The following is a 19,032-nucleotide window of genomic DNA, read 5'->3' as shown; positions in this document are numbered from 1 at the left end:
CGGGCGGCGCCGGAGCGGCGCCCGGCCATGATGGAGACGCTTGCCCAGCTGAAAGCTCTGCTGCGCCGGCTGCTCGCCCGGCGCGGCGCCGCGCTGGGACTCTGCTTCCTCCTGCTGGTCGCGCTTGCGGCGGCTTTCGCCACCGTGCTGCCGTTCGATCCGTTGGCGCAGAGCGTCGCGGCCTCGCTGTTGCCCCCCTCGGCCGAAAACTGGTTCGGCACCGACGAGCTCGGCCGCGATATCCTGGCGCGCGTCATTTACGGCGCGCGGACCTCTCTGCTGACGGCGGTCGGCGCGGTCGTCATCGCGGCGCTCATCGGCGTGCCGATCGGGCTCGCCGCCGGCTTCTATGGCGACTGGCGCGATTCCCTGCTGATGCGCTGCATCGACGTGCTGCTGGCTCTGCCGAACATCCTGTTCGCGATGGCGCTGATCGCCGTGCTCGGCCGCAGCCAGGGGGCGGCGCTGATCGCGGTCGGGATCGCTGGGATTCCGGGTTTTGCCCGCATCGCGCGGGCGCAGGTCATGGCCTTGCGCCAGCTCGATTTCGTCACGGCGGTGCGCGCCTTTGGCGGAAGCCCTGGCTACATCATGTTCAAAACGATCCTGCCCAACGCCTTGAGCCCGTTGGTGGTTCAGGCGATCGTGCTGGCCTCGATCGCGATCCTGCTCGAGGCGGCGCTGGCTTTCCTCGGGGTCGGTGTGCCCCCTCCGACGCCGAGCTGGGGCGAGATGCTGCGCACCGGAAAGTCCTATCTCTACGAGGCGCCGACCTATGCGGTCCTGCCCGGGATCGTCCTGACGCTGACGATCCTCTCGCTCGACACGATCGGCCGGGCGCTGACGGCGATCCTCGATCGCGACGAGACCGATGCCAGCGGCGAGACGATCGGGGGGCGGCGATGACAGCCTATGTCCTGCGCCGCCTCTTCCAGATGCTGCCGGTGATCCTGATCGCCTCCTTCGCGATCTTCGCGATGATCTATGCCGTGCCGGGCGGGCCGGTCGCGGTGATCGTCGGCGAGAATGCCGGGCCGGAGGAGATTGCCGCCGCGATCCAGCGCTACGGGCTCGACCGCCCCATGGTGGTGCAATATGCCGACTGGCTCGGCCGCGCGGCGACGGGCGATTTCGGCCTGTCCTTGCATAGCCGGCAGCCGGTGCTGCAACTGATCGGCGAGCGCCTGCCGGCAACGCTTCAACTGGCGCTGGCTGCGATCTTCGTCGCTCTCGTCATCGGCATTCCCGTGGCGATCGCGAGTGCCGTGAAACCGAATTCATGGCTCGATCGCATGCTCAGCGGCTGGAGCGCGCTGGCGCTGGGCGTGCCGACCTTCTGGCTCGGCATCCTGCTGATCCTGCTCTTCGCCGTGGAGTTGCGCTGGCTGCCCTCGGCCTCGCGTCATGTGCCGTTGTGGGAGTCTCCGGTCGATGCCTTGCGCAGCCTCGCACTGCCGGCGATCACGCTCGGCACCTATGTCTCGGGCATCCTGGCGCGCTTCCTGCGGGCCTCGCTGATCGGCGAGGCGCGGGCCGATTATGTCCGCACCGCCCGCGCCAAGGGCGTGCCGGAAAGCCGCATCGTCGGCTTCCACATCATGCGCAACGCGCTCCTGCCCTTCGTCACCATCGTCGGCCTGATGATGGCGAATTTCATCGGTGGGGCGGTGGTGACGGAGGCGGTCTTCACCTATCCGGGGCTCGGGCGCCTGCTGATCCAGGCGATCAGCACCCGCGACTATCCGCTGATCCAGGGCTGCATCCTGGTGATCCTGGTCGCCTATATGCTGATCAACCTCACGGTCGACATGCTCTATGCCTGGATCGACCCGCGGATCGAATACCGATGAGTCCCTCAGCGCAGGTCGGCCGTGGGCCGCGAGCCGAGATGGGTCGAGATGCCGGCGGAGACCTCGCGCAACCGCGTTCCGACCTTGGCCGCCAGCGAATGCGGCATCCGCATCAGCGGGGCCGAGACGCTCAGCGCCGCGACGGGATAGCCGTCCTCGTCGAGGATCGGCACGCCGACGCACATGGCGCCGTCCTCGTTCTCGCCCATCTCGGTGGCGTAGCCGGTGCGAGCGACCTGTCGGAGCTGCCGCTCGATCTCCTCGCGCTCGAGCAGGGTGCGGCCGGTGCGTTCGGTCAGCGGCAGGTCGAGCTGCCGCTGGCGCTCCGCCTCGGGCAGGAAGGCGAGGATCGCCTTGCCGAGCGCGGTCGAATGCATCGGGTGGCTCTCGCCGATGCGGGCCTGCATCCTGAGCGAGCGGTTGGCCTCGATCAGGTCGATATAGACGACCCTGCCATTGCCCTTCACGGCGAGGTTCACCGTCTCGTTGAACTCCTGCATCAATTCGATCATGGCAGGCCGGGCCAGTTCGCGGATCTTGCTGACGCTGGCATCGGCGCGGGCGATGGCGCGCAGTTGCGGGCCGAGATTGTAGCGGTCGGTCGCTCGGTTGTGGTCGAGGAAGCCGGCGGCGGTCAGCGTCTGCAGATAGCGGAAGGTCGTGGTCTTCGGGATCTTGAGCTCTTTGCTGACGGCGGTGAGCGCGATCTCGTGGCCATGGCGGGCGACCAGCTCCAGCACCTTCAGCGCCTTCATCACCGGCTGCACGACATAGGGGTTGTCGGTTTTCCTGGGCATGGCCGCTCCACTGGTCGGGCTCGCTTGAAAGCCAGCATGGCCAACCCCAACGAATTCCGCAAGGCGAAACCGCTGTTCCTTTACGCGGTTCGCTCTGTCTGGTCTGGTCGGGAGCAACAGCAGGAGGCAACGCAGTGACAGGCAATGGCAGCCAGCAGGCGGGCGCTCTGCGCTTCGACGAATCCGCCCGGCAGATCGCGGCGAACGCGCGTTTCATCGCCGGCGGCGTGAACAGCAATTTCCGGCTGGGCATGCAGCCCGGGCCGCTGGTGTTCGAGCGTGGCGAGGGCGCCTATCTGATCGATGCCGACGGCAACCGGATCATCGACTATTACTGCGGCATGGGCGCGACCGTGCTCGGGCATACGCCTGCGCCGGTGATTGAGGCGGTGAAGCGACAGGCCGAGAAGGGCATCCTCTTCGCCGGCCAGATGCCGGTCGAGGCGGAAGCGGCGCAACTGATCTGCGAGCGCATCCCGTCGGCGGAACGCCTGCGCTTCGGCTCATCGGGGTCGGAGGTGGCGCAGGCGGCGATGCGGCTCGCGCGCGCCGCAACTGGCAAGCGCACCATCGTCAAGTTCGAGGGCCATTATCACGGCTGGTTCGACAACATCCTGTGGTCGACGGCGCCGGGGCTGAACGCTGCCGGACCGGGAGAGGCGCCGACGCCGGTGATCGGCAGCAAGGGCCAGGACCCGGAAGCGGGCGAGGGGCTTTCGATCCTCGGCTGGAACGATCTCGCTGCGCTCGAAGCGCGGCTCGCCAAGGGCGATGTCGCCGCGGTGCTGATGGAACCGGCGATGTGCAACCAGGGCGCTATCGCGCCGGCGCCGGGCTATCTGGAAGGCGCGCTCGCTGCCTGCCGCAAGCATGGCGCCATCCTGATCTTCGACGAGGTCATCACCGGTTTCCGGCTGGGCCGAGGCGGAGCACAGGAGCGCTTCGGCGTGACGCCTGATCTCACCCTGATGGCCAAGGCGATCGCCAACGGCTTCCCGGTCGCGGCGATTGCTGGCCGGGCCGACCTGCTCGACCTCTTCGCCGATGGCGTGCTGCATGGTGGCACCTTCAACGCCCAGCCGGTCTCGATGGCAGCGCTGGTTGCGACCCAGAAGGCGCTGACGCCGGAGCATTACGAACGCAGTTCCGTTCATGGCCAACGCCTGCAGGACGGCATCCGCACGATTCTGAAGGAAGCGGGTATCAAGGCGCAGGTCGCCGGCTTTCCGCTGATGTTCCACGTTGCCTTCGGGCTCGATGCGCCGGCGCGGAATTATCGGGACGTCGCGCGCGCCGACAAGGCCGCCTATAGCCGCTTCGCGCACGAACTGCTCAAGCGCGGTGTGCGCGTGCTGGAACGCGGCGCCTGGTTCGTGTCGTCGGAGCATGACGAGGCCGTGGTCGATGCGACGCTGGCGGCGGTGCGGGATGCGGCGCGGGCTGTGGCTTAGCGGTTCAAGCCTCTCTTCCTTGTCATTCCGGGGCTTCGCGCAGCGAAGAACCCGGAATGACAAGGGTGGGTCGCCATGCGCTCCGCTCCTGCATGCAGCATGCACGGCGCCATTGACCGCCCCGCGTGCCGTACCGGATAGTTCGCTCCAACAGGGAGCGAAGACCGATGCCGCAGCCGAGACCGTCCACCGCGCTTGCGGGGCTCAAGGTGCTGGACCTGACGCGGGTGCGGGCGGGGCCGACCTGCGTGCGCGTCTTCGCCGATTTCGGAGCCGACGTGATCAAGGTCGAAAGCCCACCGGGGCTCGACCCCAACGAGAACATGAGCGGGCCGCGCCTCGGCTACGACATGCAGAACCTGCATCGCAACAAGCGCTCGCTGGCGCTGAACCTGAAGACACCCGAGGGCAAGGCGATCCTGATGAAGCTCGTCGACGAGGCCGATCTCGTCGTCGAGAACTTTCGCCCTGACGTGAAGGAGCGGCTCGGCCTCGATTTCGAGACGCTGCATGCACGCAATCCGCGCCTGATCCTGGTCTCGATCTCCGGCTTCGGCCAATCCGGCCCCTACCGGACGCGCGCCGGCTTTGACCAGATCGCGCAAGGCATGGGCGGGATGATGTCGGTGACCGGCTTGCCCGGCCAGGGGCCGGTCCGGGCCGGGATCGCGCTCGCCGATTCCTCGGCCGGGCTCTACGGCGCGGTCGGGGCGCTGGTCGCGCTGCAGGAGCGGGCGGTCTCAGGGCGGGGGCAATGGGTGCAGACCTCGCTGCTCGAAGCCCAGATCGCGATGATGGATTTCCAGGCCGCGCGCTATCTTGTCGAGGGCTCGGTGCCACCGCAATCCGGCAACGATCACCCCTACCAGACGCCGATGGGCGTCTACCGCACGCGCGACGGCGCGATCAATCTCGGCGTCGGCGGCGAGGAGCAATGGCGCGCGTTTTGCCGGGCGATCGAGCGGCCGGAATGGGGCACGGATGCGCGTTATGACAGCTCGGAGAAGCGCTTCGCCCGCCGGCCGGAGTTGCGGGAGCTGATCGAGGAGATCTTTGCCGGGGCGGACAGCGCCCACTGGCTGGCGGCGATGGAGCGCAACAGTGTCCCGGCGGGGCCGATCTATGCGGTCGACGAGATGTTCGAGGACCCGCAGGTGCGCCATCTCGGCATCGCCAGGCCGCTGAAACATCCCGAGCTCGGCGATATCCGCCTGATCGGCCAGCCGGTGACGCTGTCGCGCACGCCCGCCGATGTCGCGACGCCGACGCCTGCGGCCGGCGCCCACAATGACGAAATCCTGGCCGGACTCGGCTATGACGAAGCCGGGCTCGCGCGTTTGCGGGCCGATGGCGTGATCTGACGGAGACCTGCGTGAACGACGAAATCCTGTATGCGGTCGAGGGCGGGGTCGGCACGATCACGCTCAACCGGCCCCAGGCGCGCAACGCGCTGACCTTCGCCATGTATGAGCGCATCGCCGAGATCTGCCGCGACCCGGCCGCGCATGGCGATCCGCGCGTCATCGTCATGACCGGGGCGGGCGATAAGGCCTTCGCGGCCGGCACCGACATCGCCCAGTTCCGCGCCTTCTCCAGCGCCGAGGATGCGCTGGCCTATGAGGAGCGGATCGAGACCGTCATCGGCACGATCGAGAGCTGCCCGGTGCCGACGCTGGCCGCGATTTCCGGTGCCTTCACCGGTGGCGGGGCGGCGATCGGGCTCGCCTGCGACCTGCGCATCGCGACCCAAAGCGCGCGCTTCGGCTTCCCGATCGCGCGTACGCTCGGCAATTGCCTGTCGATGGAGAATTATGGGCGGCTCTACGCCATCCTCGGCCCGGCGCGCGTGAAGGACATCGTCTTCACCGCCCGACTGGTCGAGGCGGAGGAGGGCGCGCGGATCGGCCTCTACAACGAATTGCTGCCGGACCATGAGGCGCTGATGCGGCGGGCTCGTGAGCTGGCAGAGATCATCGCCGGCCATGCTCCGCTGACAATGCGCGCGACCAAGGAGGCGATGCGCCGCCTGACGGCTGCGACCGCCGCAGGCATCGATGGCCACGACCTCGTGACGCTCTGCTACACCAGCGCCGATTTCCGCGAGGGCATGGAAGCCTTCCTCGGCAAGCGGACGCCGAACTGGCAGGGGCGGTAGGGCCTACCAGTTTCCACTGGAACCATGCCGTCATCCCGGGCTTGACCCGGGATCCATTCCGGAGCGCTTCCGATGAAGGTTCCGGCATGGATTCCGGATCGGCGCCGCTTTGCGGCTTGTCCGGGATGACTCGCGTTTTACCTCCCGGCGTCATGCTCGCCCTTGTGGCGAGCATCCACGTCTTGAACACGACCTTCGACGAGAGAAGACGTGGATGGTCGGGACAAGCCCGACCATCACGGAGAAGGTGCGGCTGAGCGATTGCCCTCAGTCCGCCTTCTTCAACTGGCCGAGTTCGTGCAGCAGGGCTGCGCCTGTGCGAACGCCGCTATGGAAACAGTCCAGCATCATGTTCTCGTTGGGGGCGTGGTTGGCCTCGTCGTGATTGGCATAAGGTGTCACGAAGGCGGGGACGCCGAGGATCTTGGTGAAGACGTAGTTCGGCAGGCTGCCGAAGCCGGCCGGGATCAGCAGGGGCTCCTCGCCCTGAGCCGCCACGAAGGCGCGGCGCAGCGGCGCAGTATAGGGCGAGGCGATCGAGGTCTTGGAGGGCTGCATGCCCTTCTCCTCGGCGATGAACTCGACCTCCGGCGCGTGTTTTTCGACATGAGCCCGGACCTTGCGCAGGATGTCCTCGGGGTCCTGCGCCTCGACGAGGCGGATGTCGCATTTCACCAGCGCCTCGTTCGGCAGCACGGTCTTGGTGCCCGGCCCGCCATAGCCGCCATGGAAGCCGTTGATGGTCAGCGTCGGCCGGAAGCAGAGGCGCTCGTAGAAGGGCCGGCCCGCGGGCGCGTCCAGGCGTGTGAGGCCGACCCCCTTCTTGAAGGCCTCGATGTCGAGCGGCAGGCGCGCGACCGCTTCCAGCTCCTCGGCCGTCGGCGGCTCGATGTCGTCGTGCAGGCCGTCGATGGTAATCTCGCCCTCGGCGTTCTTCATCGTCGCGAGCAGATGGACCAGCGTCCAGATCGGATTCGGCACGACGCCACCGAAATTGCCGGAATGGACGTCGCGGCTGGCATGGCGGCAGCGCAGGTCGAAGGAGACGACGCCGCGCGAGCCGAACTTGATCGAGGGCGCGCCGCTGGCATGGCGCGGACCATCGGCGGTGACGGCGAGATCGGCTTTGAGCAGATGCGGGTTGGCGCGCACGAAGCCAGCGATGTTCGGGCTGCCGATCTCCTCCTCGCCCTCAAGCACGAGGATGACGTTGCAGGGCAGTTCGCCATGGACCTTGAGATGGGATTCGATCGCGAGGATCTGGGCGAAATGCTGGCCCTTGTTGTCGCCGACGCCGCGCGCATAGAGCCTGCCGTCGCGAATCGTCGGCTCGAAGGGCGGCGAGATCCATTTATCGAGCGGGTCGGGCGGCTGCACGTCGTAATGGCCGTAGAGCAGGACGGTCGGCTTGCCCGGCGCCTTCTCCCAGCGCGCGACGACGACCGGATGGCCCTCGGTCGGGAGCAGGCTGGTCTCGAGGCCGATCTCGGTCAGCATGTCGACGAGCAGGACGCCGACCTCGGCGATGCCGATGTTCTCGGCGCTGATGCTGGGATGGCGCAGATACGCGATGAGCCGGTCGAGGAAAGCGCTGCGGTTGGTTTCGATATGGCCGAAAACCGCGGCGAGTGCGTCTGAGGAAGCCATAGCCATGCCTGACAGGAGAGGAATCCGTGCCGCCCGCCGAGCGGGGGCGCAAGCGGCGGCCGTGCGGCCACCGAAGGCAGCCTAGACGCGGGGGTCGTGGTGCTCAAGCGCGGGCAGGGCGGTTGGGGTGACTGGCAGCCTTGCGATTTTCGCTGGGCGGTTCGGGGCTTGTTGTGTTCTTGTTTTGTTCTATAATGAGATATGCAGTTCGTTCTCTACCTCGACGGTGGGCGAAAGTTTCGGCCGCGAGAAGGCCGCAGCCCGCCCCGCTATTTCTTCGCGCTCCTTCCGGATGCGGAAGTTGGACCGCAGATTCATGAATTGGCGAAAGCCCTGCATGATCGGCTTCGCCCCACGAAGCCCCCGCGTGGCTTGGGCAAGTATCATGTGACCTTGCGAGGCATCGCTGCTCCCGATGGGCCTTTCGGGCAGAGCATCGCGATGGCGCGCACGGTGGCCAACGCAATCCGGAAGACCTCTTTCGCCGTCATGTTCAATCAGGCGGCGAGCTTTGGAGCGGCGCCGAACTACGCATTTTCCCTGACGACGCGGGCGGATTTGCTCGCTGCCAACAGTTTGTCCACCACACTCCTTGATGACTTGCGGCACGCTGGACTCAAGGTCGATGGGTCGAGCTTCCAGCCGCATGTGACGCTTTTCTATGACCGGAAACGTCGGGAGCCGATCGATCTGCCCGAACTGCGCTGGCAGGTGCGCGAGTTCGTGTTGATCGAGAGCATCGATAACAGGAAGTACGTAATCCTGGGCACTTGGCCGCTCGACTGAACTCCATGCAGCCATGCAAGGCCGGTTTGCGGCAATCGCGGCCGTGCGCCGTTGCTTTGAACGCGGCCGGCTCTATCGTGCGCGGCCGAAGCCTCATCCGATTCAAACGGAGCCCGTCATGGCCGATCTGTCCGCCTTCCCGATCACCAAGCGCTGGCCGGCAGCGCATCCCGACCGCATCCAGCTCTATTCGCTGCCGACACCGAACGGTGTGAAGGTCTCGATCGCGCTGGAGGAGCTGGAGCTGCCCTACGAGCCGCATCTCATCGATATCGGCAAGAACGAGACCTGGGGGCCGGAATTCCTGTCGCTGAACCCCAATGGCAAGATCCCGGCGATCATCGATCCCAACGGCCCGGACGGAAAGCCCTTCGGCCTCTGGGAATCCGGCGCGATCCTGCTCTATCTCGCCGAGAAGACCGGCAAGCTCCTGCCGAAGGACCTCGCCGCCCGCTATGAGACCATCCAGTGGGTATTTTTCCAGATGGCGGCGATCGGCCCGATGTTCGGCCAGCTCGGCTTCTTCCATAAATTCGCCGGCCGCGAATACGAGGACAAGCGCCCGCGCGACCGCTACGCCAGCGAGAGCAAGCGCCTGCTTGGCGTGCTGGAGAGCCGGCTGGCGAACCACACCTGGATCATGGGCGACGACTACAGCATCGCCGATATCGCGATCCTCGGCTGGGTCCGTAATCTCGTCGGCTTCTACGACGCCGGCGGGCTCGTCGACTATGCGAAGCTGACCCATGTGCCGATCTGGCTGGAGCGTTGCCTCTCGCGTCCGGCCGTGCAGCGCGGGCTCGACAGCCCGAAGCGTCCGGCCTGAGAGGTTCGCGGCGTGGCTATCACCATCTACGGCATCAAGAACTGCGACACGATGAAGAAGGCGCGCGCCTGGCTCGACGGCCATGGCGTCGCGGCTGCGTTCCATGACTACAAGGCGAGCGGGATCGGCAGGGCCTCGCTCGAACGCTGGGTCAAGGAACACGGCTGGGAAACGGTGCTGAACCGCGCCGGCACGACGTTCCGCGCGCTGCCGGATGCCGAGAAGCAGGGGCTCGATGCGGACAAAGCGATCGCGCTGATGCTGGCGCAGCCTTCGATGATCAAGCGGCCGGTGCTCGACCTCGGCAAGGGCAAGACGATCGTCGGCTTCAAGCCGGAGACTTACGAGGCGGCGGTGGCCGGGAAATAGCAGGTGCGGGTCATCCCGGACAAGCCGCGAAGCGGCGCCGATCCGGGATCCATGCCTGAACCTTTATCGGAAATGCTCCGGCATGGATCCCGGGTCTCCCTGCGGTCGCCCGGGATGACAGCGGCTTTCGGTTCACGGTGATCGTCGCATAGCCCATCCGGCGCGCGGGTCTCTTCCCTAAACCCGCGCGCTGCTCTACCTCGCTGGCCATGACCGTTCAGCACCAGTCCATGCAGCCGGAAACCGCTGCGACTCCCGAATTCACCTTCAAGGTCGCCGCCCGCGACGGCGCCGCGCGCACCGGCGCGATCAGCATGCCGCGCGGCGTCATCCGCACGCCGGCCTTCATGCCGGTCGGCACCGCCGCGACCGTCAAGGGCATGTATCCCGAGCAGGTGAGAGCGCTCGGCGCCGATGTCGTGCTCGGCAATACCTATCACCTGATGCTGCGCCCCGGCGCCGAGCGTGTCGCAAAGCTCGGCGGCCTGCACAAATTCATGAACTGGCCGCACCCGATCCTGACCGATTCCGGGGGGTTTCAGGTGATGTCGCTCGCCAATCTGCGCAAGCTGACTGAGGAGGGCGTGACCTTCCGCTCGCATATCGACGGCTCGAAGCATGTGCTGACGCCGGAGCGCTCGGTCGAGATCCAGAACCTGCTCGGCTCCGATATCGTCATGCAGCTTGACGAATGCGTGGCGCTGCCCTGCGAGGAGAAGGTCGCGGAGAAGGCGATGCGGCTGTCGCTGCGCTGGGCCGAGCGCTGCAAGACCGCGTTCGGCGACCATCCGGGCCGGGCGCTGTTCGGCATCGTGCAGGGCGGGGACGTGCCGCATCTGCGCGTCGAGAGCGCGCGCGAGCTCGCCGCCATGGATCTCAAGGGCTATGCCGTTGGTGGATTGGCCGTCGGCGAGCCGCAGGACGTGATGCTGGCGATGATCGAGACGGTCGAGCCGCATCTGCCGCAGGAGAAGCCGCGCTACCTGATGGGCGTCGGCACGCCAGACGACATCGTGAAATCGGTGGCGCGCGGCATCGACATGTTCGACTGCGTGATGCCGACGCGGGCCGGCCGCCACGGCCAGATCTTCACCCGCTTCGGCCGGATGAACCTGAAGAACGCCAAGCATGCCGAGGACCCGCGCCCGGTCGACGAGCAATCCTCCTGCCCGGCCGCGAATAGCTGGTCGCGCGCCTATCTGCACCATCTCGTCAAGGCCGAGGAGATGCTCGGCAAGATGCTGCTGACCTGGGTGAACCTCGCCTATTATCAGGACCTGATGGCGGGCCTGCGCGCCGCGATCGCCGCGGGGCGGCTCGAGGATTTCATCGCCGAGACCCGCGAAGGCTGGGAAAGGGGCGAGCCGGCTTGAGCACGGGCCTCGCCCTGCTGCCTCTGAAGATGGCGCTCGCGGCCTCGGTGGTCGTGAGCTGCTCGATGCTGGCCGAGCGCGCCGGGCCATTGATGGCGGCGATGATCGCGACCCTGCCGATCTCGCTCGGGCCGGTCCTCGTCTTCCTGGCGCTCGACCATGGCCCGGACTTCATCGCGGGCGCCGCGCTCGGCACGATGAACGCCAACGCCACCCATGCCAGCTTCGTGCTGAGCTATGTGCTGCTGGCCCAGCGCCATGGGGTGGCCGTCTCCCTCGGAGTGTCGCTGGCGATCTGGACGGTGCTGCTGCTGGTCCTGCGCAGTATGGCGCTGTCGGTGCTTCCGCTTACGGTGCTGACGGTGCTTGCCCTGTTCGTCGTGCACCAGCTGGTGCGGCCTTATCTGAAGGTGCGGGCAAAGCCTCCGGCCGAGATCTCGCGCTATGCCATCCCGATCCGCGCGGCCTGCGTCGCGGCGCTCGTCGGTATCGTGACCGGCCTCAGCGAGCGCGTCGGCCCGCAATGGTCCGGCATCCTTGCCGGCCTGCCGATCATCCTGTCGAGCCTGATCATCATCCTGCATACGCGGGCCGGGGGGCCGGCGGCTGCCGCGGTCATCGGCAGCAGTGCGCTCGGGCTGCTTGGTGCGGGGCTGGGGCTGGCGGCCGTGCATCTCGCCGCCGTGCCCTGGGGTTCATGGACGGCGCTCGGGCTCGGCCTCGCCATCGCTGTGGGTTGGAACCTGATCCTGCTCGGCCTTGCGCGCCGGTCGGCGCCATGACGCCACGAACAGGCCGCCGATGATCAGAACGATGCCGGCGAGCTGGAGCGAGGACGGGATTTCGCTCAGGATCGGGATTGCCAGCAGCGTACCGGTGACCGGGATCAAAGGCGGAAAACGCCCGACCACGGACGGCCCGAGCACATGCGCGGCCCAGCCCCATACCCAGAGGCCGACGATCACGTTGAGCACACCCTGATTGAAGCCGTGGAGCGCCAGCACCCAGCAGGGCGCAACGTCGAAGCCGCGGAAATAGAACAGGAAATAGATCGGCAGGTAGACGAGCGACAAAACCGAGACGATCGCCGTCGCCTTCAGCCCGTCGACCTGCCAGAGCTGGATCAGCAGCGGATAGAAGCCCCAGAGCAGGCCCACCCCGAGGAAGCACAGATCGCCGCGCAGCGTCATGGCGCTCGCGCCCGCGCTGCCGGCGATACCGAGGCAGATCAGCCCGGCAAGCACGCCGGCGACGCCGATCATGAGCCGCCCGGTCAGGGCGGCGCCGAACATCACGACGGAGCCTATGATGCCGATCAGCGTCACCGTTCCCGGTCCGATCGTGGCGCCATGGGCGGCGGGCGCCATGGTGAGCCCTGTCAGCATCAGATAGGTCATCGGGAAGCCGCTGCTCAACGTCAGCCAGAGGCCGCGCTTCCAGCCGAGGCCGCCGCAGGAGGCGAGGCCGGGGCGCAGGAAGATCGGCAGCAGCAGCACCCCGGCAATGGCGAAGCGCAGGGCCATCAGGTCATGCTGGGTCAGCCCGTTCAGCACGGCATGGCGGCTGATGACGAAATTCGAGCCGTAGATCAGCACCGCCAGCAGCATGCCGAGCGCCGCGAGGCGCTTGCGGCGGCGCACCCTCGCATCGGTCTCAAGCATCGCGGCGGGTGTGACCTGGTCCATCGCCCCTCTCTAGCGCCGGGCGACCGGGCTGGTTACGGGCCGAAGCGCATGGCGCCCGCGCGTGCGGCGGCAGATCCAATTTGCGCCCCGTTTCGGCCCTGCTGGTGCCCAGAGGCAGCGGCTTCCTTGCGCCGCAAGTTGGAAGGGGCTCAGCGATGCGGAGCGCAATCGATGTCGAAAGAGACTGATTTTCCCGTGCCGGCCTCCATGGCAGCGCGGCTGGGGAGTGACCTGTTGCTGACCCTGGGTATCGCGACGGCGACAGCCCTGCTCGTGATGGTGCCGGCTCTCATGTCTGATGCAGCGCCTGATCGCGCCAGGGCGCCGACCCTGACCTTGCTGCGCGACGGCAAGCTCACGGACCGGCTCGCGGAGTTTGAAGCCGCCGGGCAGGGGGATTTTTCGGCGGGCCGTCCGCTGACGCCGGCCGCTCTTGCCATGCCGATGACCCTCGCCTGGCCGGAGCACGGTGATTGGACCCCACCGCGGATCGTTGCGCAGGCCAAGGCGCCAGCCGCGACCAGCGCCGTGGCGCTACCGCCGCGTCGTCTCGCGGTCCTGTCAGAGAAGAAGGGGCAGGCGGTGGCCGCGCCGCTGGTCATCCTGCCTCCGGCTGCCATCGCTAGTGTGGAGCCGGCCCAGGCGGCGGGTGGCGAAGCCGCCGATTCATCCCTGCGCCAGTACGTCGTCGCGCCGGCGATGAAGGTGGTCGACGCGGTGTCTGGTGCGGCCGGGAGCGTGCAGGCGGCAGGATCATGGACCCTGACCCATGCGAATGGCTTGCTGCCGCGCTGGTGAGCGCGGCAGCTTGAGGCTTATCGATCAGGCCAGCGCCTTCAGCGCGTTGCGGCCGGCATAGATCGCCTGCGCGCCCAGCTCTTCCTCGATGCGCAGGAGCTGGTTGTACTTCGCGGTCCGGTCCGAGCGGGCGAGCGAGCCGGTCTTGATCTGCCCGCAATTCGTCGCGACGGCGAGGTCGGCGATGGTCGCGTCCTCGGTCTCGCCCGAGCGATGCGACATCACGGCGGTGTAGCCGGCGCGCTGCGCCATCTCGACGGCGGCCAGCGTCTCGGTCAGCGAGCCGATCTGGTTGACCTTGACCAGGATCGAGTTCGCCGTCTTCGTCCTGATGCCCTGCGACAGGCGCGTGACATTGGTGACGAAGAGGTCGTCGCCGACGAGCTGGCACTTCGAGCCGACGAGATCGGTCAGCGCCTTCCAGCCCTCCCAGTCGTCCTCGGCCATGCCGTCCTCGATCGAGACGATCGGATAATTGCCGACGAGCTTGGCGAGGTACTTGGCCTGGGCCTTGGGATCGCGCGTCTTGCGCTCGCCTTCGTAGACGTAGGAACCGTCCTTGAAGAACTCGGTCGCGGCGCAGTCGAGCGCCAGCGCGACATCCTCGCCCGCCTTGTAGCCGGCGGTCTCGATCGCCTGCATGACGAAGTCGAGCGCCGCCTCGGCCGACTTGATGTTCGGGGCGAAGCCGCCCTCGTCGCCGACATTGGTGTTGTGGCCGGCGTCGTGCAGCTTCTTCTTCAGGGTGTGGAAAATCTCCGAGCCCATGCGCAGGCCTTCGGCGAAGGAGGTCGCGCCGATCGGCATGACCATGAATTCCTGGAAGTCGATCGGGTTGTCGGCATGGGCGCCGCCATTGACGATGTTCATCATCGGCACGGGCAGGACGCGGGCCGAGGTGCCGCCGACATAGCGGTAGAGCGGCAAGCCGGAGGCTTCTGCAGCGGCCTTGGCGACGGCGAGCGAGACACCGAGGATGGCGTTGGCGCCGAGCTTCGACTTGTTGGGGGTGCCGTCGAGATCGATCATGACCTGGTCGATCGCGGTCTGGTCTTCGGCGTCCATGGCGACGATCGCCTCGGCGATGGCGACGTTCACCGCCTCGACCGCCTTGAGCACGCCCTTGCCGAGATAGCGCGACTTGTCGCCGTCGCGCAGTTCCACCGCCTCATGCGCGCCGGTCGAGGCGCCCGAGGGAACCGCGGCGCGGCCCATCGAGCCGTCTTCCAGCACGACATCGACCTCGACCGTCGGATTGCCGCGGGAATCGAGGATCTGGCGTCCGATGATGTCGATGATCGCGGTCATGGCAGGCTCCGTGAGAGGCGGGGCGAATGGATAAGGCGCTTCTAGCCAACAGCCTGCCGCGGGGAAAGCCTCAATCCGCAGGCCAAGCCCCAGTCAATGGCGGCTCGATGGCGCGGGGCTTGCGGATTGACCGGTCGTTTCGACGCTTCGTCCCATCGGGAAACGATCATGTTTCAGACCATGCCCAACCGCCGCCGACCCTCACTCGCCTCTGTCCTGTTCTGGTCCGGCCTGACCGTTCTGTGGTGGGCGGGTCTTTGCCTCGCTGCGGGACGGCCGGTCTGGTTCTGGTAAGTCCTGTTCCTCTTCCGGCAGGCCGAGATAGCCGCCGAGCAGGAAGCCGGCCTGGAGGGCAAAAAGGTATCCGATCCAGACGAGCACGACGAACAGGCCGAGCTCGCCGCGGATGATCCATGTCGGGAAAGCGATGAGCGTGACCGCGGCGCTGGCGAGAATGATGGCCGGATAGCCGTGGGACAAGCCGATCAGAAGACCGATCAGGAACAAGATGCCGGCAATGATCATGGAATTCGGTCTAAGCTTCTGATTTCGTGAGTTAGACCTGGAACATGCTGCCTATCCGCACAAATATGCGTGTGGAAATTCCGGAAATATTTAAGAAAACAACCCGGCTTAATTGCGGAGAACTTGAGGCTTTCATCGATCGCTTCATTTGCGAACGGGCGGTCGTTCTCACAGTTGCGGGTGCCGGGCTGACCTGCTTTCCGATGCTGCAAACGGCGGCGGGGCCGGCGGCAGTTCCCATACCGGCCGGAGATGCTCTAGAACCCCGCCCAAATCCAGGAGCATCCCATGACCATCGACGCCTCGACCTTGCAGCTCGGCCAGAGCAGCGCCTTGCCCGCCTCGCCGGAGGAGGCGCGGCTCGACCGCGTGCCCAATCCCCATGCCGGCACGCATTATCTCGCCCGCTTCACCTGCCCGGAATTCACCTCGATCTGCCCCGTCACCGGCCAGCCTGATTTCGGCATCCTCGTCATCGACTACCTGCCGGGCCAGTGGCTGGTGGAGTCGAAGTCGCTGAAGCTCTATCTCGCCTCGTTCCGCAACCACGGCGCCTTCCACGAGGATTGCACCGTCGGCATCGGCAAGAAGCTGGTCGATCTGCTGGAGCCGGAATGGTTCCGCATCGGCGGTTACTGGTACCCGCGCGGCGGCATCCCGATCGACGTGTTCTGGCAGACGGGCGAGCCGCCGAAGGGCCTCTGGCTGCCCGACCAGGGCGTCGCGCCCTATCGCGGGCGCTGAGCCTCGGCCGCGCCGAGCATCGGCAGGACGCGCGGCGCGGCAAAGCCGAGCAGTCCGATTCCGACGGCAAAAAGGCTGACGGCGCCGGTCGTGCCGAGCAAAGCGAGCGCTGTGCCCATCAGCACGGGGCCGAGCGCATGGCCTGCGAACAGCGAGCAGGCGAACAGCGAGACCGCGGAGCCGCGGGCCTCGGGCGCGAGCTCGGTGGCCTGCGCCTGGAACGTGCCGTGCATCAGGAAGAAGCCGAAGCCGTTGACCACGAAGAACGGCACGGCGCTCCACCACGGCAGGAAGGGCAGCGCAAACAGCCCATAGCCGATCGCCATGAGGATGCCGCCGACGATCGGCATGCGGGCGGGGCCGATCCGGTCGACCAGGATCCGGGTCGAGAGGCCGTAGATCAGCCCGCCGATGCCCGTTCCGGCGATGACCAAACCGGCGAGCGACGGGCCGATGCCGGCTCGCTCCTGCAGAATCGCGGCGACGAAGGGAGGCATGCCGAAGATCAGGCTGCCTTCGGTGATGACCAGCGCATAGAGCAGCTTCGAGCGCGGGTTCGAGAAGACGGCCGCGTAACTGGCGATCGCTCCCCGCAGTGTCGGACGGCGACGTACCGCGCCGGCACGGGGCCGCATCGTCAGGGTGAGCATCAGGAGCGCGAGCCCGGCAATGCCGCCCGCCATCAGGAAGACGCCGCGCCAGCCGACATATTCGGCGATCACGCCGGAACAAGCGGCGCCTGCCATCTGGCCGAAGATCATGATGACGGTGAAGCGGCCGAGCGTGACCTGGCGTTGTGCCATGGTCGCGCGATCGCCGATCGCGGCCATCGCGATCGGGATGATCCCACCGGCGACGATGCCGCTGGCGGCGCGCAGCGCGAGCAAGGCCTCGAAGTTCGGCGCGAAGGAGCAGGCGATCGACAGCAGGACCAGAAGGGCGAGGCAGGTGCCGATCGTGCGGATTTTTCCGACCGCATCGGCGATCGGGCCGAGGATCGGCTGCCCGAAAGCGTATGAGAAGGAAAATGCCGTCGCCATCACCGCGACCTGCGCGATCGACCGACTGAAATGACCGGCGAGCGTCGGCACCAGCGGATCGATGAGCCGCATGGTGAAGGTCGAGGCAAAGCCGCAGGCCCCCAGGACGAGAACGAGCGTTCGCAGCGATGTCAGCGATGGGTCTGCCGGCGAAGCAGGTTCAGACATCAGCGACGGCCGTCGGGGCCGTGCGCGACTTGGCCAGGCGGTCGAAACCCTGAAGCTCCTCGATCAGCGCTTTGAACTCCGATAGCGGCACCATGTTGGGGCCGTCCGACGGGGCCTTGTCGGGGTCAGGATGCGTCTCGATGAACAGGCCGGCGACGCCGACGGCGACCGCCGCGCGGGACAGCACCGGCACGAATTCGCGCTGGCCGCCGGTCGAGGCGCCCTTGCCGCCGGGCTGCTGCACCGAATGGGTGGCGTCGAAGATCACGGGCGCGCCGATCTCGGCCATGGTCGGCAGGGCGCGCATGTCGGAAACCAGCGTGTTGTAGCCGAAGGAGGCGCCGCGCTCGGTCAGCATCACGTTCGGATTGCCGCTCTCGGTCACCTTGGCCGCGACATTGACCATGTCCCAGGGCGCGAGGAACTGGCCCTTCTTGACGTTGACGACGCGGCCGGTCTTCGCCGCGGCGACGAGCAGGTCGGTCTGGCGGCAGAGGAAGGCCGGGATCTGGAGGATGTCGACCACTTCGGCCACGGGCGCGCATTGATCGGCTTCGTGGACATCGGTCACGACCGGCAGGCCGGTGCGCTCGCGGATCTCGGCATAGACGGGCAGGCCGGCCTTCATCCCCATGCCGCGAGCGCCTTTGACGCTGGTGCGGTTGGCCTTGTCGAAGGAGGCCTTGAAGACGAGGCCGATCTTCAGCTCCTCTGCGATCTCCTTCAGCGCCAGCGCGCATTCGAGCGCGTGGTCGCGGCTTTCCATCTGGCAGGGTCCGGCGATCAGGGCGAGCGGCAAAGCATTGCCGAAGCGCACAGGGCGGGCGAGATCCTCGCCGATGGTCACGATGGCGTTGGGAGTCATGGCGGCGTCCTTGTCCGGCGGGCTGCCGGGCTTATGTCTGTGAGCCCTGCCGGGTCAAGTCAGGGCAGCCCTGCGGACAGCTTATGGATCAAGCTTGCCTTCGAACGGGCTGGCGAAGCAGGGGCGAGGTCTGTAAATTCACAGGCGAAGCACTATCTCGGGTGGCGATGCAGGATCGATGGATACGGCGCGGACGGGAATGATGCAGTCAGGCCAGGACAGGGCAAGGCAGGCAGGGCGTCCGGTGCGCGCGGGCGGCGGGTTGGTCATGGCCGACCGCCCCAAGCGCGGCCAGCCGCCGAACGATGGCGGCGGGCGCGAAGGCAACGGGCGCGAGGGCAGCGGCACCGCCGTCCTCACCCGGACGCGGACGCGCAAGCCCAATCTCTACCGCGTCCTGCTGCTCAACGACGATTACACCCCGATGGAGTTCGTCGTTCACGTTCTGGAGCGGTTCTTCAACAAGGACCGCTCCGAAGCCACGCAGATCATGATGCATGTGCATCAAAACGGCGTCGGCGAATGCGGCGTCTTTACCTACGAAGTCGCCGAGACCAAGGTTACGCTCGTCATGGATCTGGCGCGCAAGCACATGCATCCGCTGCAATGCGTGATGGAGAAAAAGTAGTCTTGGGTCATCGAGTT

20 protein-coding genes are annotated in these 19,032 nt (G+C 66.8%); 13 read left to right on the top strand and 7 right to left on the bottom strand.

Annotated elements, in window-relative coordinates:
* Positions 1 to 27 precede the first annotated feature (27 nt).
* Positions 28 to 906 (top strand): ABC transporter permease, encoded by an 879-nt coding sequence (locus ACWIEX_RS12290; protein ID WP_454033272.1) that lies wholly within the window; start codon positions 28 to 30, stop codon positions 904 to 906.
* Positions 903 to 1,850: an ABC transporter permease gene (locus ACWIEX_RS12285; protein WP_454033271.1), complete on the top strand. Its 948-nt coding sequence runs from the start codon at positions 903 to 905 to the stop codon at positions 1,848 to 1,850. Before ACWIEX_RS12290 ends, ACWIEX_RS12285 begins: the two co-directional genes overlap by 4 nt.
* Positions 1,851 to 1,855: 5 nt before the next feature.
* On the opposite strand, the gene ACWIEX_RS12280 is transcribed toward ACWIEX_RS12285, so the two are convergent.
* Positions 1,856 to 2,647: an IclR family transcriptional regulator gene (locus ACWIEX_RS12280; RefSeq protein WP_454033270.1), complete on the bottom strand. Its 792-nt coding sequence runs from the start codon at positions 2,645 to 2,647 to the stop codon at positions 1,856 to 1,858.
* Between the two features lie 134 nt (positions 2,648 to 2,781).
* Between ACWIEX_RS12280 and ACWIEX_RS12275 the strand changes: the two genes are divergently transcribed.
* The 3 genes from ACWIEX_RS12275 (at position 2,782) to ACWIEX_RS12265 (ending at position 6,253) form a co-directional block, all read left to right on the top strand.
* Positions 2,782 to 4,098, top strand: a complete 1,317-nt coding sequence (locus ACWIEX_RS12275; RefSeq protein WP_454033269.1) for an aspartate aminotransferase family protein — start codon at positions 2,782 to 2,784, stop codon at positions 4,096 to 4,098.
* Positions 4,099 to 4,265: 167 nt separating this feature from the next.
* The gene (locus ACWIEX_RS12270; protein ID WP_454033268.1) at positions 4,266 to 5,459 is read left to right on the top strand and encodes a CaiB/BaiF CoA transferase family protein; all 1,194 of its coding nucleotides are present in this window, start codon (positions 4,266 to 4,268) and stop codon (positions 5,457 to 5,459) included.
* Positions 5,456 to 6,253, top strand: a complete 798-nt coding sequence (locus tag ACWIEX_RS12265) for an enoyl-CoA hydratase/isomerase family protein (protein WP_454033505.1) — start codon at positions 5,456 to 5,458, stop codon at positions 6,251 to 6,253. The genes ACWIEX_RS12270 and ACWIEX_RS12265 overlap by 4 nt, the downstream gene beginning before the upstream one ends.
* A gap of 267 nt (positions 6,254 to 6,520) precedes the next feature.
* Here the strand turns inward: ACWIEX_RS12265 and ACWIEX_RS12260 are convergent, their stop codons facing one another.
* Positions 6,521 to 7,900 (bottom strand): M20/M25/M40 family metallo-hydrolase, encoded by a 1,380-nt coding sequence (locus ACWIEX_RS12260; RefSeq protein WP_454033267.1) that lies wholly within the window; start codon positions 7,898 to 7,900, stop codon positions 6,521 to 6,523.
* A gap of 201 nt (positions 7,901 to 8,101) precedes the next feature.
* Here ACWIEX_RS12260 and ACWIEX_RS12255 point away from each other — a divergent pair, with 201 nt between their 5' ends.
* The 5 genes from ACWIEX_RS12255 (at position 8,102) to ACWIEX_RS12235 (ending at position 12,036) form a co-directional block, all read left to right on the top strand.
* The gene (locus ACWIEX_RS12255) at positions 8,102 to 8,686 is read left to right on the top strand and encodes a 2'-5' RNA ligase family protein (protein WP_454033266.1); all 585 of its coding nucleotides are present in this window, start codon (positions 8,102 to 8,104) and stop codon (positions 8,684 to 8,686) included.
* A 118-nt stretch (positions 8,687 to 8,804) separates the two neighbouring features.
* A complete protein-coding gene (locus tag ACWIEX_RS12250) occupies positions 8,805 to 9,512 on the top strand; it encodes a glutathione S-transferase N-terminal domain-containing protein (protein ID WP_454033265.1) in 708 nt (235 codons plus the stop codon).
* Positions 9,513 to 9,524: 12 nt separating this feature from the next.
* Positions 9,525 to 9,881 carry an ArsC family reductase gene (locus ACWIEX_RS12245; RefSeq protein WP_454033264.1) on the top strand — a complete coding sequence of 119 codons (357 nt, stop codon included), beginning with the start codon at positions 9,525 to 9,527 and terminating at the stop codon, positions 9,879 to 9,881.
* 230 nt (positions 9,882 to 10,111) lie between these two features.
* Positions 10,112 to 11,254: a tRNA guanosine(34) transglycosylase Tgt gene (gene tgt / locus ACWIEX_RS12240; RefSeq protein WP_454033263.1), complete on the top strand. Its 1,143-nt coding sequence runs from the start codon at positions 10,112 to 10,114 to the stop codon at positions 11,252 to 11,254.
* Positions 11,251 to 12,036: a hypothetical protein gene (locus ACWIEX_RS12235; protein WP_454033262.1), complete on the top strand. Its 786-nt coding sequence runs from the start codon at positions 11,251 to 11,253 to the stop codon at positions 12,034 to 12,036. The genes tgt and ACWIEX_RS12235 overlap by 4 nt, the downstream gene beginning before the upstream one ends.
* On the opposite strand, the gene ACWIEX_RS12230 is transcribed toward ACWIEX_RS12235, so the two are convergent.
* Positions 11,950 to 12,939 carry a DMT family transporter gene (locus ACWIEX_RS12230; protein WP_454033261.1) on the bottom strand — a complete coding sequence of 330 codons (990 nt, stop codon included), beginning with the start codon at positions 12,937 to 12,939 and terminating at the stop codon, positions 11,950 to 11,952. The two genes, ACWIEX_RS12235 and ACWIEX_RS12230, sit on opposite strands and share 87 nt — an antisense overlap.
* Before the next feature lie 171 nt (positions 12,940 to 13,110).
* Here ACWIEX_RS12230 and ACWIEX_RS12225 point away from each other — a divergent pair, with 171 nt between their 5' ends.
* Positions 13,111 to 13,737, top strand: coding sequence for a hypothetical protein (locus ACWIEX_RS12225; RefSeq protein ID WP_454033260.1), 627 nt, complete (start codon positions 13,111 to 13,113; stop codon positions 13,735 to 13,737).
* Between the two features lie 24 nt (positions 13,738 to 13,761).
* Here the strand turns inward: ACWIEX_RS12225 and eno are convergent, their stop codons facing one another.
* Positions 13,762 to 15,045 (bottom strand): phosphopyruvate hydratase, encoded by a 1,284-nt coding sequence (gene eno / locus ACWIEX_RS12220; RefSeq protein WP_454033259.1) that lies wholly within the window; start codon positions 15,043 to 15,045, stop codon positions 13,762 to 13,764.
* A gap of 201 nt (positions 15,046 to 15,246) precedes the next feature.
* Positions 15,247 to 15,570, bottom strand: coding sequence for a hypothetical protein (locus tag ACWIEX_RS12215; protein ID WP_454033258.1), 324 nt, complete (start codon positions 15,568 to 15,570; stop codon positions 15,247 to 15,249).
* 288 nt (positions 15,571 to 15,858) lie between these two features.
* Here ACWIEX_RS12215 and queF point away from each other — a divergent pair, with 288 nt between their 5' ends.
* Positions 15,859 to 16,314, top strand: a complete 456-nt coding sequence (gene queF / locus ACWIEX_RS12210; RefSeq protein ID WP_454033257.1) for a preQ(1) synthase — start codon at positions 15,859 to 15,861, stop codon at positions 16,312 to 16,314.
* Here the strand turns inward: queF and ACWIEX_RS12205 are convergent.
* Together ACWIEX_RS12205 and kdsA are read right to left on the bottom strand one after the other, a co-directional pair.
* Complete coding sequence (locus ACWIEX_RS12205; protein ID WP_454033256.1) at positions 16,299 to 17,522, bottom strand: MFS transporter; 1,224 nt, start codon at positions 17,520 to 17,522, stop codon at positions 16,299 to 16,301. The two genes, queF and ACWIEX_RS12205, sit on opposite strands and share 16 nt — an antisense overlap.
* On the bottom strand, positions 17,515 to 18,387 hold the full coding sequence (gene kdsA / locus ACWIEX_RS12200; protein WP_454033255.1) for a 3-deoxy-8-phosphooctulonate synthase: 873 nt from the start codon (positions 18,385 to 18,387) through the stop codon (positions 17,515 to 17,517). Before kdsA ends, ACWIEX_RS12205 begins: the two co-directional genes overlap by 8 nt.
* 262 nt (positions 18,388 to 18,649) lie before the next feature.
* Here kdsA and clpS point away from each other — a divergent pair, with 262 nt between their 5' ends.
* Entirely contained in the window at positions 18,650 to 19,015 is a 366-nt protein-coding gene (gene clpS, locus ACWIEX_RS12195; protein WP_454033504.1) for an ATP-dependent Clp protease adapter ClpS, read from the top strand.
* Positions 19,016 to 19,032: the final 17 nt, after the last annotated feature.

It is taken from the genome of Allobosea sp. NPDC055353 (assembly GCF_053644975.1).
The sequence above is the reverse complement of the archived record's forward strand: the minus strand, read 5'-3'. Positions and strand labels throughout refer to the sequence as shown.

Bases quoted from the DNA above. Each gene is read 5' to 3' on its own strand.
- queF (WP_454033257.1), top strand. From the start codon at position 15,859: ATGACCATCGACGCCTCGACCTTGCAGCTCGGCCAGAGCAGCGCCTTG.
- ACWIEX_RS12290 (WP_454033272.1), top strand. From the start codon at position 28: ATGATGGAGACGCTTGCCCAGCTGAAAGCTCTGCTGCGCCGGCTGCTC.
- tgt (WP_454033263.1), top strand. From the start codon at position 10,112: ATGCAGCCGGAAACCGCTGCGACTCCCGAATTCACCTTCAAGGTCGCC.
- ACWIEX_RS12230 (WP_454033261.1), bottom strand. From the start codon at position 12,939: ATGGACCAGGTCACACCCGCCGCGATGCTTGAGACCGATGCGAGGGTG.
- ACWIEX_RS12250 (WP_454033265.1), top strand. From the start codon at position 8,805: ATGGCCGATCTGTCCGCCTTCCCGATCACCAAGCGCTGGCCGGCAGCG.
- ACWIEX_RS12225 (WP_454033260.1), top strand. From the start codon at position 13,111: ATGTCGAAAGAGACTGATTTTCCCGTGCCGGCCTCCATGGCAGCGCGG.
- ACWIEX_RS12270 (WP_454033268.1), top strand. From the start codon at position 4,266: ATGCCGCAGCCGAGACCGTCCACCGCGCTTGCGGGGCTCAAGGTGCTG.
- eno (WP_454033259.1), bottom strand. From the start codon at position 15,045: ATGACCGCGATCATCGACATCATCGGACGCCAGATCCTCGATTCCCGC.
- ACWIEX_RS12285 (WP_454033271.1), top strand. From the start codon at position 903: ATGACAGCCTATGTCCTGCGCCGCCTCTTCCAGATGCTGCCGGTGATC.
- ACWIEX_RS12205 (WP_454033256.1), bottom strand. From the start codon at position 17,522: ATGTCTGAACCTGCTTCGCCGGCAGACCCATCGCTGACATCGCTGCGA.
- ACWIEX_RS12260 (WP_454033267.1), bottom strand. From the start codon at position 7,900: ATGGCTTCCTCAGACGCACTCGCCGCGGTTTTCGGCCATATCGAAACC.
- ACWIEX_RS12280 (WP_454033270.1), bottom strand. From the start codon at position 2,647: ATGCCCAGGAAAACCGACAACCCCTATGTCGTGCAGCCGGTGATGAAG.
- ACWIEX_RS12215 (WP_454033258.1), bottom strand. From the start codon at position 15,570: ATGATCATTGCCGGCATCTTGTTCCTGATCGGTCTTCTGATCGGCTTG.
- ACWIEX_RS12255 (WP_454033266.1), top strand. From the start codon at position 8,102: ATGCAGTTCGTTCTCTACCTCGACGGTGGGCGAAAGTTTCGGCCGCGA.
- kdsA (WP_454033255.1), bottom strand. From the start codon at position 18,387: ATGACTCCCAACGCCATCGTGACCATCGGCGAGGATCTCGCCCGCCCT.